This window comes from Sphingomonas sp. ABOLE (assembly GCF_003950455.1).
Lineage (GTDB): Bacteria > Pseudomonadota > Alphaproteobacteria > Sphingomonadales > Sphingomonadaceae > Sphingomonas > Sphingomonas trueperi.
Genome location: NZ_QQWY01000012.1, coordinates 1 through 14,038 on the forward strand (window position 1 = coordinate 1; position 14,038 = coordinate 14,038).

At 67.4% G+C, this 14,038-nt stretch carries 18 protein-coding genes and 1 other RNA gene; 16 read left to right on the forward strand and 3 right to left on the reverse strand.

Going from position 1 to position 14,038, the window contains the following annotated elements:
- Positions 1-151 precede the first annotated feature (151 nt).
- The 10 genes from CA234_RS24850 (at position 152) to tatC (ending at position 8,531) form a co-directional block, all read left to right on the forward strand.
- Positions 152-1,219 (forward strand): DNA/RNA non-specific endonuclease, encoded by a 1,068-nt coding sequence (locus CA234_RS24850; protein WP_241213407.1) that lies wholly within the window; start codon positions 152-154, stop codon positions 1,217-1,219.
- Entirely contained in the window at positions 1,209-1,625 is a 417-nt protein-coding gene (locus tag CA234_RS09095; RefSeq protein ID WP_125977347.1) for a hypothetical protein, read from the forward strand. The genes CA234_RS24850 and CA234_RS09095 overlap by 11 nt, the downstream gene beginning before the upstream one ends.
- A gap of 197 nt (positions 1,626-1,822) precedes the next feature.
- Positions 1,823-3,547 (forward strand): arginine--tRNA ligase, encoded by a 1,725-nt coding sequence (argS, locus tag CA234_RS09100; RefSeq protein ID WP_126001496.1) that lies wholly within the window; start codon positions 1,823-1,825, stop codon positions 3,545-3,547.
- A 5-nt stretch (positions 3,548-3,552) separates the two neighbouring features.
- Positions 3,553-4,266, forward strand: a complete 714-nt coding sequence (locus CA234_RS09105) for an SPOR domain-containing protein (RefSeq protein WP_126001497.1) — start codon at positions 3,553-3,555, stop codon at positions 4,264-4,266.
- A 41-nt stretch (positions 4,267-4,307) separates the two neighbouring features.
- Positions 4,308-5,312, forward strand: coding sequence for a beta-N-acetylhexosaminidase (gene nagZ / locus CA234_RS09110; protein ID WP_126001498.1), 1,005 nt, complete (start codon positions 4,308-4,310; stop codon positions 5,310-5,312).
- A gap of 206 nt (positions 5,313-5,518) precedes the next feature.
- The gene (locus CA234_RS09115) at positions 5,519-6,253 is read left to right on the forward strand and encodes a ScpA family protein (protein ID WP_126001499.1); all 735 of its coding nucleotides are present in this window, start codon (positions 5,519-5,521) and stop codon (positions 6,251-6,253) included.
- Positions 6,250-6,849, forward strand: a complete 600-nt coding sequence (scpB, locus tag CA234_RS09120; protein WP_125977352.1) for an SMC-Scp complex subunit ScpB — start codon at positions 6,250-6,252, stop codon at positions 6,847-6,849. Before CA234_RS09115 ends, scpB begins: the two co-directional genes overlap by 4 nt.
- A gap of 106 nt (positions 6,850-6,955) precedes the next feature.
- Positions 6,956-7,189, forward strand: a complete 234-nt coding sequence (locus CA234_RS09125; protein WP_093297553.1) for a twin-arginine translocase TatA/TatE family subunit — start codon at positions 6,956-6,958, stop codon at positions 7,187-7,189.
- Between the two features lie 98 nt (positions 7,190-7,287).
- Positions 7,288-7,737 carry a twin-arginine translocase subunit TatB gene (locus CA234_RS09130; RefSeq protein WP_126001500.1) on the forward strand — a complete coding sequence of 150 codons (450 nt, stop codon included), beginning with the start codon at positions 7,288-7,290 and terminating at the stop codon, positions 7,735-7,737.
- Positions 7,734-8,531, forward strand: coding sequence for a twin-arginine translocase subunit TatC (gene tatC, locus CA234_RS09135; protein WP_126001501.1), 798 nt, complete (start codon positions 7,734-7,736; stop codon positions 8,529-8,531). Before CA234_RS09130 ends, tatC begins: the two co-directional genes overlap by 4 nt.
- 45 nt (positions 8,532-8,576) lie before the next feature.
- Here the strand turns inward: tatC and CA234_RS09140 are convergent, their stop codons facing one another.
- The 3 genes from CA234_RS09140 to CA234_RS24310 all read right to left on the reverse strand — a co-directional run bounded on the left by CA234_RS09140 (position 8,577) and on the right by CA234_RS24310 (position 10,732).
- The gene (locus tag CA234_RS09140; RefSeq protein ID WP_125977355.1) at positions 8,577-8,711 is read right to left on the reverse strand and encodes an entericidin A/B family lipoprotein; all 135 of its coding nucleotides are present in this window, start codon (positions 8,709-8,711) and stop codon (positions 8,577-8,579) included.
- 269 nt (positions 8,712-8,980) lie between these two features.
- Positions 8,981-10,549 (reverse strand): histidine kinase dimerization/phosphoacceptor domain -containing protein, encoded by a 1,569-nt coding sequence (locus CA234_RS09145; RefSeq protein ID WP_125977356.1) that lies wholly within the window; start codon positions 10,547-10,549, stop codon positions 8,981-8,983.
- Positions 10,550-10,561: 12 nt separating this feature from the next.
- Positions 10,562-10,732: a NepR family anti-sigma factor gene (locus CA234_RS24310; RefSeq protein ID WP_164521757.1), complete on the reverse strand. Its 171-nt coding sequence runs from the start codon at positions 10,730-10,732 to the stop codon at positions 10,562-10,564.
- A 273-nt stretch (positions 10,733-11,005) separates the two neighbouring features.
- Between CA234_RS24310 and CA234_RS09150 the strand changes: the two genes are divergently transcribed.
- The 6 genes from CA234_RS09150 to CA234_RS09165 all read left to right on the forward strand — a co-directional run bounded on the left by CA234_RS09150 (position 11,006) and on the right by CA234_RS09165 (position 14,028).
- On the forward strand, positions 11,006-11,803 hold the full coding sequence (locus CA234_RS09150; RefSeq protein ID WP_126001577.1) for a response regulator: 798 nt from the start codon (positions 11,006-11,008) through the stop codon (positions 11,801-11,803).
- 63 nt (positions 11,804-11,866) lie between these two features.
- Positions 11,867-12,004 carry a hypothetical protein gene (locus CA234_RS24315; RefSeq protein ID WP_164521758.1) on the forward strand — a complete coding sequence of 46 codons (138 nt, stop codon included), beginning with the start codon at positions 11,867-11,869 and terminating at the stop codon, positions 12,002-12,004.
- A gap of 96 nt (positions 12,005-12,100) precedes the next feature.
- On the forward strand, positions 12,101-12,751 hold the full coding sequence (locus CA234_RS09155; RefSeq protein ID WP_125977358.1) for a sigma-70 family RNA polymerase sigma factor: 651 nt from the start codon (positions 12,101-12,103) through the stop codon (positions 12,749-12,751).
- 80 nt (positions 12,752-12,831) lie between these two features.
- Positions 12,832-12,960: a hypothetical protein gene (locus CA234_RS25175; RefSeq protein ID WP_277600117.1), complete on the forward strand. Its 129-nt coding sequence runs from the start codon at positions 12,832-12,834 to the stop codon at positions 12,958-12,960.
- A 46-nt stretch (positions 12,961-13,006) separates the two neighbouring features.
- Positions 13,007-13,104, forward strand: an RNA gene (gene ffs, locus CA234_RS09160) — signal recognition particle sRNA small type.
- Positions 13,105-13,194: 90 nt separating this feature from the next.
- Positions 13,195-14,028 (forward strand): type II CAAX endopeptidase family protein, encoded by an 834-nt coding sequence (locus CA234_RS09165; protein WP_126001502.1) that lies wholly within the window; start codon positions 13,195-13,197, stop codon positions 14,026-14,028.
- Positions 14,029-14,038 lie beyond the last annotated feature (10 nt).

A 14,038-nucleotide genomic window follows, 5' to 3' on the forward strand; every position in this document is an offset into this window, starting at 1 on the left:
ATGGAGGGGTTGGTAAGGGGGTAGGGGGCGCGCGCTCTCTCCCTCTCTCTCTCCAGAATGGAGGAGTAATCCCTCCAAGATCGTTACGCTACCTTGACAAAGTTCCTGTTTTGTTCTAGCTGTTCCGCAGCGGCAGACGCGGGGAGTGCGCATGCAGACAGCGACGGAGCAGCGGCGGGCTTTTGCAATTTGGTTGCGGACGGGGCGACATGTGCGCCTTGATGAAGGCGATCCCATCGAGGTCAAGTTCAACCCTTGGCATGATCCGGCTAATGGTCGTTTCACCTTCGCAGGAACCGGCAGTACCGCAAAGGGAGGCTTCGGCGTCGCCGGGAATCGGAATCGGAAGCGTGTTCCGCCATATGGAGACGATTCTAAGCTCAAGCCCATCGCGTCGCTTGAAGAGGCAGACGCATGGAAAGCGAGCGAATTGGCCAAGCATCCGGGGGATCCGGATTGGCGAGAAGCGATCGAGACTCGGTACCGCTACTATCAAAATCATTTCCGTCCCCCTTCCGCCTCACCGCCGCCGCCTCTGTCTTCTCTGACTGAGCGCGCGGAATTCGTCCGCGGTGGAGCGAGCGGCGGTGGCGGAGGATCTAGCGGTAGCTGGGGAGGGCCGCCGATTGCGAAGGATTCGGGCGTAGGAGATTCAGGCGGAGGTGGAAGCTTCGGCGGTGGAGGGGGCAGCGGGAGCTGGGAAGCCCCACCTGTCGATAAGCGCTCCGCAGATACCCACAGATATCGCGCCGGCACAGGCCTCGGCAGTCAATCCGATCAGCCAACTTGGCGGCACGTGTTTCGCAACGGCTATGACTATGAGATCGACGAGCGCGAGCGAACGCGGCGAGTCTCAGGTGTCTTGGTTCTTGCGCCGCCGCAGCCTCGATCGAGACGTCTTCAACGCAGTGCCGGTGGCACCGATCGACTGCCGAAGGACGATGGCGGGCATTACATCGCACCGCGCTTCAACGGGCCGACTGAGGCGTTCAATCACTTCGCACAGGACTCGAACGTCAACCGGGGCCGGTATCGGGCCATAGAGGATGAATGGGCGCGAGAGAAGCGTGCGGGACATTGGGTTACGGTCGCGATCGTACCGCATTTTCGAGCACTCTCTCAGCGTCCTACCACGATCGATGTCGTCTTCTATGTCGATGGCGTGAAGCGAAGTGTGAAGCTGCCCAATGAGCGGGAGGGAGGAGCGCATGTCCGCTGACGAGACGGAGCGTCTGCTTTTGGAGATTGGACAAATGCTCGCGGAGGATGCCGAGTATCCCGTCGAGAACAGCTTGCTCCATGCGGAGGTCGATCCTGAGATGATTGCGCCTGCAGTTTTCAAGGATGGTGGTAATCACGTCATGTACAGGGATGTGGATCTGGATCGATGGAGTGAGATATTACTCGATCTCTGGTATGCGCAGGAGGGGCCGGCGCGCTGGTCTGAAATCGAATATTTCATTCGTAGCGGGCGTTTCGAAGTACAGTATTTTTACCCTGATGATCCGAGCCGTGCCGGGAGTTTCTTGGAGCGTCGTCGCGATTTGACGCGCCGCTACTACGGCGACAAGCCTGTCCTATATCCGCCCTGGGAGGAGGTTGGGGGCCCCTCCTACACCCTCTAAAGTGAAAGCGGCGCGGAGCGCGACCGATGGGTTTCGAGGCTGGTGTGACGGTGTGCCGCCTCGACCGGGGATACCCCTCCGTCGGGCCTTCGGCCCGCCACCTCCCCTTGCAGGGATGGATCGCGACTCCCAATAGGGATGACGGCGCCGCGCCACTGCGCTACAGCCGCCGCTCCCATTCCCCATTGGATTGCTCAATGACGCTTTATGCTCGTTTCGCCGCGCATCTGAATCTGGCCCTGGATGCGCTCGTCCTCGCCGGTGATCTGCCCGGCGGGCTGGAGCGACGCGCGATCACCGTCGAGCCGCCGCGCGATCCGAGCCATGGCGATCTCGCCACCAATGCCGCGATGGTGCTCGCCAAGCCCGCCGGCACCAATCCGCGCGCGCTCGCCGAGAAGCTGGTCGCCGAGCTGGAGAAGCTGGACGAGGTCGCCGCCGTGTCGGTCGCCGGTCCCGGCTTCATCAACCTGACGCTCCACGAGGACAGCTGGCGCGGCGAAGTCGCCGCGATCCTGCAGGCCGGTGCCGATTATGGCCGCTCGTCGCTGGGCGCGGGGACGACGGTCAACGTCGAATATGTCTCGGCCAACCCTACAGGTCCGATGCACATGGGCCATTGCCGCGGCGCGGTGGTGGGCGATGCGCTGGCGAGCCTGCTCGAATATGTCGGCCACAAGGTGATCCGCGAATATTATGTCAACGACGCGGGCGGCCAGGTCGACGTGCTCGCCCGCTCGGCGCATCTGCGCTACCGCGAGGCGTTGGGCGAAACGATCGAGATCCCCGAGGGGCTCTATCCGGGCGATTATCTGAAGCCGGTCGGCCAGCAACTCGCCGCCGAGTTCGGCGACAAATATGTCGACGCGCCCGAGAGCGAATGGCTGGCGCTGTTCCGCAAGACCGCGGTCGCGGCGATGCTCGTCATGATCAAGGACGATCTGGCGCTGCTCGGCATCCATCACGACCTGTTCTCGTCCGAGGCCGAGTTGCAGGCCGCCGGCAAGCCCGAACAGGCCGAGGCATGGCTGCGCGAGCGCGGGCTCGTCTATGACGGCGTGCTTGAGGCTCCCAAGGGCGAGACGCCCGAGGATTGGGAGCCGGTGGAGCTGCCGCTGTTCCGCTCGACCCAGTTCGGGGACGACCAGGATCGCCCGATCAAGAAGTCGAACGGCCAGTGGACCTATTTCGGCGCCGATCTCGCCTATCACTTCCAGAAGGCGCAGTCGGCCGACCAGCTGATCGACATCTGGGGCGCCGACCATGCCGGGACGGTCAAGCGGATCGTCGCCGCGGTGCAGGCGCTGACCGGCGGCGAGACCCGCTTCGACGTCAAGCTCGTCCAGATGGTCCGCCTGCTGCGCGCCGGCGAGCCGGTGAAGATGTCCAAGCGCGCGGGCAATTTCGTCACGCTGGCGGACGTGGTGCGCGAGGTGGGCAAGGACGTGGTGCGCTTCACCATGCTCACCCGCAAGGCCGATGCCCAGATGGACTTCGACTTCGCCAAGGTGCTGGAGACCTCCAAGGAAAACCCGGTCTTCTACGTGCAGTACGCCCATGCCCGGGTGGCATCGGTGCATCGCCGCGCGGCCGAGGCGGGGATCAGCCTGGACGAGGCGGCGGACCTGTCGCTGCTCGACGGGCGCGAGCTGGCCGTGGCCAAGCTCGCCGCGCAGTTCCCGCGCGTGGTGGAAGCGGCGGCGAGCGCCCGCGAGCCGCATCGCATCGCCTTCTATCTCTATGATCTGGCCGCGGAATTCCACGCGCTCTACAATATGGGCAACGACTCTGCCGATCGGCGTTTCCTGGTGGTCGAGCAGCCGGCGCTGACCCGCGCGCGGCTGTTCCTCGGGCGCGCGGTGCAGCAGGTCATCCGCAACGGTCTCGCGCTGATGGGCGTGGAGGCGGCCGAGGAGATGTGACGGCGATGCGCGGCCGGTACGACGACAGCGAGCGGCTCCCCTGGCTGGAGACGGTGGAGGAGGCCTATGAGGAGCCGCGGCAGGGCCGCGTGTTCGTCACGGTCTTCCTCGCCCTGCTCGTGCTGGGCGCGGCGGGCGGCGTCTATTACTGGCTGCGGCACCAGGCCGCGCGCGACGGCAATGGCGCGCTGATCGCGGCGCCGGCCGAGCCCTACAAGGTGCGGCCGGACCAGCCGGGGGGCATGCGCGTCGACGGCGAGGGCGACATCGTCTTCCGCACCAGCCAGGGCGGGCCGAGCGAGGCGGGGATCAATGTCGGCGCGCTGCCCGAGGCGCCGGTCGAGGGGCAGAAGCCGCGCCCGACGCCGCGGACCGGCCCCAAGGCGAGCAGCAGCGCGACGATCGCGCTGCCTGCACCGACGATCGTCAAGCCGACGCCGACGCCAAAGGTGGCGGCGGCGGGCCTGGCGGGCGAGGGGGCGGGGGCGCTGGTCCAGCTCGGCGCCTTCCCGAGCGAAGGCGCGGCGAACATCGCCTGGACGCGGATGTCGAAGCGGTTCGGCTATCTCGCGCCGCTCGGCAAGCTGGTAGTCCCCTTCGCCACGCCGGATGGCAAGACCGTGTACCGGCTGCGGGTAAACGCCGGCAGCAATGGGCAGGCGCGCGAGATTTGCGGCAAGCTCAAGGTCGCCGGCGAGAACTGCTTCGTCGCGAGCTGAAGGGGGTTGCGGGCGAGGGCGGATCGGCTAGGCCTGCGCCCATGAAGCCCGTGATCTTCGGCCTGTCCGGCCCGACGCTTACCGACGACGAACGCGCCTTTTTCCGCGAGGCGGCGCCGCTCGGCTACATCCTGTTCAAGCGCAATTGCGTGGATCCCGCGCAGATGCGGGCGCTGACCGACGATCTGCGGAGCTTGAGCGGGCGGGCCGACTTGCCAATCCTGATCGACCAGGAAGGCGGCCGCGTCGCGCGGATGCAGCCGCCGGTCTGGCCGGCCTTTCCGGCGGGCGCGGCGTTCGACGCGTTGTACGAGCGCGCGCCGATCTCGGCGATCGAGGCGGCGCGGGCCAATGGTCAGGCGCTTGCCGCGATCCTGCGCGAGGCGGGGGTGACGGTGGACTGCGCGCCGCTGCTCGACGTGGCGGTGGAGGGCGGCACGCCTGCGATCGGCGACCGCGCGTTCGGGCGCGATCCGATGCGGGTGGCGGCGCTCGGCCGTGCGCTGCTGGACGGGCTGGCGCGCGGCGGCGTGGTCGGGATCATCAAGCACATGCCGGGGCATGGCCGGGCGATGGTCGACAGCCATCTCGAATTGCCGCGGGTCAAGGCGAGCGCCGAGGAACTGGAGGCGGACCTGCTGCCGTTCCAGCGGCTTGCCTCCGCGCCGATGGGGATGACCGCGCATATCGTCTTCGAGGCCTGGGATGCCGAGCTGCCCGCGACGCTCTCGCCGACGGTGATCCGCGAGATCATCCGGGGCCGGATCGGTTTCGACGGGCTGCTGTTCACCGACGATATCGACATGAAGGCGCTCTCCGGCACCGCGGGCGAAAAGGCCGAGCGCGCGCTGGCGGCGGGCTGCGACGTGGTACTCGATTGCTGGGCGCGGATGCCGGAGATGGTCGAGATCGTATCCCGGATCCCGGATGCGCCGGCGGCGTGCCTCGATCGGCTGGCGCGGGCGATGGGATCGGTCGGCGCGGCGGAGGACGTGCCGCTCGCCGAACTGCTCGCCAAGCGGGATGCGCTGCTGGAACTGAGGTGAGCGTCTCCTCCCCCAGCTTGCTGGGGGAGGGGGACCGCCGCCGAAGGCGGTGGTGGAGGGGCCGCGCCGGAAGGCGCGGAATGCATCCGCACGCCTACCGCCGCGTGCCGCGGCGGCCCCTCCACCATTTGCTGCGCAAATGGTCCCCTCCCGTGCGTGGCAGGGCAGGATTTGCCTGGGGGGCGTGCCCCTCCTATGACCACCAGGTGGACGGGGGCGACGACATTCTGAAGATCGAGGTCGAGGGCTGGGAAGGCCCGCTCGACCTGCTGCTCGCGCTCGCCCGCACGCAGAAGGTGGACCTGCGCCAGATTTCGATCCTCGAACTGGTCGAGCAGTATCTTGCCTATGTCCATGCCGCGCGCGAATTGCGGCTGGAGCTCGCCGCCGACTATCTCGTGATGGCGGCGTGGCTCGCCTATCTCAAATCCGCGCTGCTGCTGCCGCGCAACCCCGCCGAGAGCCCGAGCCCCGAGGAACTGGCGCTGCGCCTGCAGCTCCGCCTCGAACGGCTGAGCGCGATGCGGGAGGCGGGCGCGCGGCTGGTCGCGCGCGACCGGATGGGGCGCGACGTCTTCCCGCGCGGCGCGCCGGAAGGCCTGCGCGTCCAGCGCCAGGCCAAATGGGAAGTGGAAATCTACGACCTGATCGCCGCCTATGGCCGGATCAGCGCGCGGACGCGGCCGGTGATGCATGTCGTCGCCCACCGCGACGTGATGACGCTGGAGGCGGCGCTGGAGCGGCTCTCCACCCAGCTCGGCACGCGGATCGACTGGGCCGTGATCGAAAGCTTCCTGCCCGAAGGCGCCAGCGACCTCTTCCGCCGCTCGGCGCTCGCCTCGTCCTTCGTCGCCGCGCTGGAACTGGCGCGGCAGGGGCGGCTGGAGATCCGCCAGGACGCGCCCTTCGCGCCGCTCTACCTCAAGGCGATCCCGGTATGATCGACGCGGAGGATCCCATCCGCGCGGTCGAGGCGGTGCTGTTCGCGTCCGAGGCGCCGCTCAGCGTCGACGAGATCCGCGCCTATGTCGGGCCGGAGGTGGATATCCGCGCGGCGCTGGCGGCGCTCGGCGAAACCTATGCCGGGCGCGGCATCGAGCTGGTCCGCCGCGGCGATCGCTGGCATTTTCAGACCGCCGCCGATCTGGCGCACCTGCTCCGCCGCGACCGCGAGGACAGCCGCAAGCTGAGCCGCGCGGGCATCGAGACGCTGGCGATCATCGCCTATCACGAGCCGGTAACCCGCGCCGAGATCGAGGCGATCCGCGGCGTGCAGATCTCCAAGGGCACGATCGACGTGCTGATGGAGGCAGGCTGGGTGCGCCCCGCCGGTCGCCGCGAAGTGCCCGGGCGGCCGCTGATGTATGCCACCACGGCGGGGTTCCTCAGCCATTTCGGCCTTGCCAGCCGGCGCGACCTGCCGGGGATCGAGGACCTCAAGGCGGCGGGGCTGCTCGACCCCGTCGATCTCGCATTGGAACAGCTCGATGCGGCCGAGGCGGCGGCGGAAAGCGAAACTGTCACGGGCGAGGAATAGGCGGGTCCTCCCGGATTCGGCCGGTACAACCATGGTACAGGGTGATCAGCCGTTGCCGTGGGGAGCCGCGGGCCTTAGATAGGTCGAGATATCAAGGAGAATTCTCATGGGTAGCTTCAGCCTGATGCACTGGCTGGTCGTCGGCATCATCGCCATCCTGCTGCTGGGCGGCGGCCGTTTCTCCCACATGATGGGTGACGTCGCGAAGGGCATCAAGAACTTCAAGAAGGGCATGGCCGAGGACGATACCCAGACGCCGCCGACCCGGATCGAAGGCAAGCCGGCGCCCGAGCCGGGCTACACGCCGGAAGCCGAGCGCGCTCGCGAGGAGCAGCGCTGAGCCTCTGCCGGGGCGCCGCTACAGCCCGGCGGCCCGGACTTTGATCGCAGCGCGCCGGGGCGACCGGCGCATGCCGTGCGAGTGGATGCGCCGACAGAATGTTCAATATCGATTCCGGCGAGTTTTTGGTCGTGGCCATCGCCGCCCTCATCTTCATCGGGCCGAAGGACCTGCCGCGGGCGATGCATTTCGTCGGCAAATGGGTCGGCAAGGCCCGCGCGGTGGGCCGGCAGTTCCGCTCGGGCATCGATTCGATGGTGCGCGAGGCCGAGCTGGCCGAGCTCGAGAAGCAATGGGCGGCGGAGAATGAGCGGATCATGCGGCAGTATCCGCCGCAGCCGCTCGCCGCGCCCGACACGGTGCCGGCGATCGAGCATGTCGCGCAGGATCCCGTCTCGCATGAGCATGTCCCGCACGAGGGCGATGTCCCGGTGATGACGCCGCAGCCGGAGATCCATGCCGACCCGGCGCCGGTCGAGGTTTCCGCGCCGAAGCCGGCCGCGAACGATTCCAAGCCCGTGCCCCCTGCCAGCGAAGTGAAGCCGTGAGCGAGATCGACGACACCCAGGCCCCGTTGCTCGACCATCTGATCGAGCTGCGCAAGCGGCTGATCTGGTCGATCCTGTCGCTGCTTTTGGCATTTGGCGGCTGCCTCTATTTTGCGCGCGGCATCCTCTCTTTCCTCGTCGCGCCGCTCAAGACGGCGGGGCAGGCGAGGATCATCAACACGGACATCTTCGGCGGCTTCCTTGTCGAGGTGAAGGTGGCGTTCTTCGCCGGGCTGATGATCGCCTTCCCGATCATCGCCAACCAGCTGTGGCAGTTCGTCGCACCCGGCCTCTATCGCCGCGAGAAGCAGGCGCTGCTGCCGTTCCTGCTCGCCACACCGATCCTGTTCATCGCCGGCGCCTCGATGGCGTACTTCGTCGCGATTCCGGTGGCGCTGAAGTTCCTGCTCGGCTTCCAGGGCAATCTCGGCGGCGTCGAGCAGACCGCGCTCCCGGATGTGAACAACTATCTGAAATTCATCATGCAGTTCATTTTCGGCTTCGGGATCTCGTTCCTGTTGCCGGTGCTGCTGATGCTGCTCGAACATGCCGGCATCGTCACCTATGAGCAGTTGAAGGGCGCGTGGCGCTATGCGATCGTCGCCTCGGTGGCGATCGCGGCAGTGCTGACCCCGCCGGACGTGGGATCACAGCTGCTGCTGGCAGGCCCGCTGGTCGGCCTCTACTTCTTGTCGCTGGTGGCGATCTACTTCACCCGGCGGCGGCGCGAGCGTACGGCGGCGACCGAGGCGGAAGCGGCGGAATCCGAGGCCGAGGCCAAGACCGCCGAATGAGCGAAGCCCCAGCCGCAGGGGTGCGGCAGGGGCTCGCCAAAATCCTTACTTGGACTTTTCGGCCGCGTTGGCGACGGTGTCGCCCGCCGAGGCCACGTCCTTGCCGGCGCCTTCGACGGTGTTGCAGGCGGCGATCAGCAGGGTGCCGGCGAGCGCGGCGCACGCGATGAGTTTACGCATCGAAATTCTCCTTCATTCCCCGTTTGCCGGGACGGAAGGTTCAATGCGGCGCGCGTGGAAACGTTCCTGCAGCCCGGCGCAGCGGCGCCGGGGGGAAGCTTTATCCAGCGATGTCAGGAAGGAAGTAGGCCCGGAAGCGTCACCGGGGGGGGGAGGGTAGACGCTTCCGGGCCCATGTCGTGGACAGCGAGAGCGGGGGGGCAAAGGTCGCTATCCGAAGTGTAGAACGTCGCCCCCGTCGCGGGGTTCCACCGCCCGGACGCTTTTTTTCAGAAGCGGCCGGTGATCGCGATCGTGGTCTCGTAGGCGCCGACCAGCGGGTCGTGATGCAGCTGGGTGCGCAGCTGGCGGGCGAGGCCCAGCATCACGCGGCCATAGCGCTTGTCGACCAGCCCCTCGAAGGTCGGGCCGCCGACCAGCGCGGGCGAGGAGACGCGCAGCACGGCGCGGTCGGCGTCTTCGGGCGCCTTGATCGAGATGCGGATCTGCGCGGCCGCGTTGCAGCTGACCGCGAGCTCGATGATCTCGGTGAGCAGGAAGGAGACGGCGATCGCCACGTCCTGCGTGACGAGCAGCGATTCGACTTCGAGCGTGATGCCCATCCCGCGCGCCTGCTCGGAGGCGGTGGCGCGCAGATTGGCGGCGAGCTCGCCGATTACCGAGCGCAGTTCCAGCCCGCGATTTTCCTCCATCTCGGCATAATGGTGGCGGTGGACCACCGCGAGCGCATCGACCCGGCGCTGGATCGAGGCATAGGCGTTGGCTGCCTCCTCGCCGCGGGCGGCGCGGGCGTGGAAGTTGATCAGGCTGGAGATCACCTGGAGGTTGTTCTTCACCCGGTGGTGGACCTCGCGGGTGAGGCGGGTCTGCTGCACGAGGCCCTTGGCGAGGTCGGCCTCGTGCGCCTGCACGGTGCGGCTGATTTCGCTGAACGTGTCGCCCAGCTCGCGGATTTCCTGCGCGGGGATGGGCCCCAGCCGCTCGGTATCGATCACGTCGCCCGGCTGATAATTGGCGACGCTGCTGCGCAGCTGGCGCAAGGGGCGGATCAGCAGGATGTCGACGACGAACCAGCCGATCGCGGCGGCGGCGATCCACATCACCACCAGCAGCACGGTCGCGATCACCAGCGGCGAGGTGATCGGTGCGCCGGGCATGGTGGTCTCGAGCGCGAGATCGTCGACGCCGAGGTTGCTGCGCACGCTCTTGCCGCGATCGAGCGGGCCGTTGTCCTTGAGGGCGCGGAGCGTCAGCCGGTCGCCATGGCCGATCAGCGCCGCGCCATATTCGGGGACGAAGCCGCTGGGGCGGGCGAGGCCGGCGAGCAGGTCGCGGGGATAATAGGCGGTGGCGGTGGCGCCGTCGCCACCGCTGATCCGGAGCAGCAGGCCGCCGGGCACGATTCGTGCGGCGACGTCGCTGCGGGGGGTGTCTACCATGCGGATCTGCTCGAACGCACGGCCGCACAGCGTGCGCCCTCGACGGTCGAGCACGACGAAATGCGCCCGGCCCTGCGCGGCATAGGTGCCGGCCAATCGGGTGCAGCTGGGGGCATCGTTCGGATCGCGTTCGAGCGCGGCGAGCGCCTCGCCGAGCTGCGCGACGTGATTGGCGAGCAGATTTTCGAGATTGCCCGCGCTTTCCTGCGCGGTGACGCTCAGCCGCTCGCGTGCCTCGTCATCGGCGCTGCGGGTGGTCTGCAGCGTAGTGAACAGCGCGATGAGCGCCAGCGGCAGCAGCGCGCCGACCAGAATCAGGAAAACCTTGGCGCCGGTGGGCAATCGCCCGAGCGCCGCCGAGAAGCCTCGGCCGCGGAGCGGAGAATCCAGGCCGTTCATGGGTGGATTCGTTTAATCGAGCTTCTTCAGCAGGTCGAGCAGGTCATCCGGCACCGACTCGTTCAGCGTCTCGTCATATGTACGGCGCAATACGTCACCCACATCGGCGCTGGGGCGCGGCTTCTTGTCGCTCCCCCGCTCCGGCTGCGGCTGCTTGCCCTGATCATCTTTAGCGGAATGCACCAATTCCCCCCTAAGGGTCCGGAAAATGTCCGGACACCCGGACGAATGAACGATGTGACCGCTACCGCGAATAGTGATAACGACGCCGAGTGCAAGCACCCGGCGTCGCGATAACCATCCACGCGGTCCGGACGATGAAACCAAAGAGCGCCTCGATTGTTCCACCACCGATGCGAAATCCGGGGAGGGGCTTCTTCGGGTGACGGAATCGATTGAAATACCGCCCGTCGGGGCCGACAAAGGCTCCCGAACCTGATGGAGAAAACACAGCTCATGTCGCTTGGTCAGCAACTCGCGCCGCACCTTCCGCTCCTGCGGCGCTATGCCCGTGCGCTCACCGGCAACCAGGCCGAAGGCGACCGCTATGTCCGCGCCGCCCTCGAAGCGATCGTCGAGGCACCCGATCAGTTCCCGCGCGACGTCGATGCGCGGCTCGGCCTCTATCGCACCTTCCAGGTGATCTGGCAGTCGAGCCAGTGGGACGACAGCATCGACGCGGTCGAACAGGGCAGCGATGCGGAATCGATCGCGCGCAAGCGGCTCGCGCGCCTCACCCCGCTGTCGCGCCAGGCGCTGCTGCTGACGACCGTCGAAGGCTTCCCGCCCGAGGACGCCGCCTATCTGATCGGCGAGCAGCCCGCCCGCGTATCCGAGCTGGTCGCCGAGGCGGTGGCCGAGATCGAGCGTCAGACGCGTACCCGCGTGATGATCATCGAGGACGAACCGCTGATCGCGATGGATCTCGAGCAGATCGTCCGCGACCTCGGCCATGACGTGACCGGCGTCGCCGTCACCCGCGACGAAGCCGTCGCGCTGGCGATGGAGGATCGCCCGGGCCTGGTGCTCGCCGACATCCAGCTGGCCGACGACAGCTCGGGCATCGACGCGGTGAAGGACATCCTCGCCGAATTCGCGGTGCCGGTGATCTTCATCACCGCCTTCCCCGAGCGTCTGCTCACCGGCGAACGCCCCGAGCCGACCTTCCTGATCACCAAGCCGTTCCAGCGCGAGACGGTGAAGGCGACGATCAGCCAGGCGCTGTTCTTCGACGAGGCGACCGTCCCCGCCTGAGGCTAAAAAGGGCGGGTTCCACCCGGTACGGACCTAAAACGGTTTTCGGGTGTTTAGCATGTTATGGCTGAGCAAGACGAACCCGCCCACCTTTCCACGGATCGTGCCCGCGCCGGCACCACCCCTGGAGTGACGCGCTACGTGCTGATCATCGGCACGCTGCTGGTTATTGTGATTTTTGCTGTTATCTTGTTGGTTTGACGAGAAATGCTGCACAGCACGGTGCTTGACATCAAGCCGTCCGACCCCAGCTTGCCAACGAACCGCGACGCCCTGCGCGCTAACGATCGGGATTGCATGACCGAAGCTACCCACACGGATCACGACGAACCGGGCACGCCTGCGGCCCCGGTGGAACATGTTTCGCTGTCGGATCCCGAATTCAAGACGCAGCTGGCACAGGTGATCCCGCACCTCCGCGCGTTCGGTCGCTCGCTGTCGGGCAGCCGCGATCTCGCCGACGATCTGGTGCAGGAAACGCTGCTCAAGGCATGGGCCGCGCGCAAGCGCTTCCAGGCCGGCACCAACATGCGCGCCTGGACCTTCATCATCCTGCGCAACCTCTATCTCAGCCAGATGCGCCGTGCGCGCTTCAAGGGCGAATGGGACGATCTGGTCGCCGATCGCCTGCTGGCGGCCCCGGCGAGCCAGGATCGCCATGTCGAGCTGGCCGACATGCAGCGCGCGCTGCTCCATTTGCCGCAGCCGCAGCGCGAGGCGCTGATCCTCGTCGGCGCGGGCGGCTTCGCGTACGAGGAAGCCGCCGAAATCTGCCAGGTGGCGGTCGGCACGATCAAGAGCCGCGTCGCCCGCGGCCGCGTCGCGCTCGAAGCGCTGATGTCGGAAGGGCAACTGCCTTCGCGCCGCTCGACCTCCCTCAACGAGGATGGCCGCACCGCGCTCGACACGATCATGGGCGAAGTCGAAGACCTCAGCCGCGAGCGCTGAGGCGCGCCTTCGGGCTCCGGAAGGCTACGGATATCCATGGAAGCCTCCGCGTGACACGCTCCTGTCATACGGAGGCTTTTATGCGACTCGACCGCTTCGACGACCACCAGACCGGCTTCGGCCCCTGCGTGGCGACCATGATGGCGCTGCTGGCGATCGGCGCGCTGGTGGGCGGCATTCTCGCCCGACTGGCCGTGCTGACCCACTAAGCATCGCAAGGCTCTTGCCACCCGCCTGCGCTTCCCCCATATGCGCCGCGGGAGTCGGGCGGACGGGATCGTCGCCAACCCGGTCAGGTCCGGAAGGAAGCAGCCGTAACGATTTCGTCCCGGGTCGTTCCGGCTCCCACCCATCACCCTGTATCGCTGCATCCGTGAAGCTCCCGATGGCGCACCTGCGCCCTGGGCCGCAAAAGCCGTGCGTGCGGCAGCGGAGGGGCGGGCATGCGACGATCGAGCGGCGACATCGGGCTGTTCCTGCTGCTGGCATTCGGCTTTTCCTGGACGATCTGGATACCGATGGCGCTGCTCGGCGTGGTCGTGCGGCCGGGCACGCTGCCGACGCACTTCGGCGGGCTGCTCGGGCCCTGGGTTGCCGGCAGCGTGTGCATGCTGGCCTCGGCACCGAAAGCCGCGCGCGCGGCGTGGCTCCGCCGGCTGATTCGCCTGCCCCAGGGGTGGTGGGGCTGGATGCTGGCGCTGACGCCCTTCCTGCTGATCGCCGCGTTTTTGGTTGCCGCTGCGTGGACGGGCCATCCGATCGCGCTGGGCGCGCTGCTGCGGTTCAGCGGGCTGCCGGTCCTCTCGCCCTTGGCATTGTTCGTGATCGTGCTGGTGGTGAACGGCTATGGCGAGGAGGCGGGGTGGCGCGGCACTCTGCTGCCGCGCCTGCAGGCACGCTATGGCGCGATCGGCGGCGTGCTGGCGCAGGCCATACTCTGGATCGCCTGGCACGCCCCGCTGTTCTGGATCGTCGCGACCTACCGCGGCATGGGGCCGGCGATGCTGGTGTTCGGCTTCGGCTTGGGGCTGGTGCTTGGCGGGTTCGTGCTGGCGCAGGTCAGCGCCGCCTCGCGCGGCAGCGTGCTGGCGGCGGCCTTGTGGCATACCGGCTATAATTTCGGCACGGCGACCGAGGGCGGGGTGCTGCTCCAGGCCGGGCTTTCCGCCATTGTGATGACGTGGGGGGCGGCGCTGCTGCTCTGGGCGCTCGCCTCGCCCGCCGGTCGCCGCGCGATCACCGTGCCGGACTTCGACAAACGCCGCGCGAGCCCCTAGATAGGATCGT